1 protein-coding gene is annotated in these 282 nt (G+C 61.0%); it reads right to left on the reverse strand.

The window, feature by feature from the left end; all coding sequences use genetic code 11:
• The coding region (locus tag ACOTX2_RS00005; protein ID WP_421625862.1) for an RHS repeat domain-containing protein at nucleotides 1-282 on the reverse strand (282 nt) is incomplete at both ends.

The raw sequence follows: 282 nt of genomic DNA on the forward strand, positions 1-282 counted from the left end.
AAGATTTATCCCCCCCGCCAGCCCTATCGGGTCCTGCTGCGTAAACCGTCCGCAGTCCGGGTCGTAATACCGGAACAGATTGTAGTGCAGCCCTGTCTCACGGTCCATGTATTGCCCCTGCATGCGCAGGTTCTGGGAATATCCTGATACCTGCGTCTCGCTTTCCCGCAGCAGCTTGCCCCAGGCGCTGTTCACCCCTTCCCAGCGCACCTGCCCTTCGCTATCCGTCATCCGCTCCGGCGTGCCGTTGGGCTGACAGTGGAACCAGAAGATTTCCGGGGC

Source organism: Enterobacter cloacae complex sp. IR5412 (assembly GCF_049237385.1).
Classification (GTDB): domain Bacteria; phylum Pseudomonadota; class Gammaproteobacteria; order Enterobacterales; family Enterobacteriaceae; genus Enterobacter; species Enterobacter intestinihominis.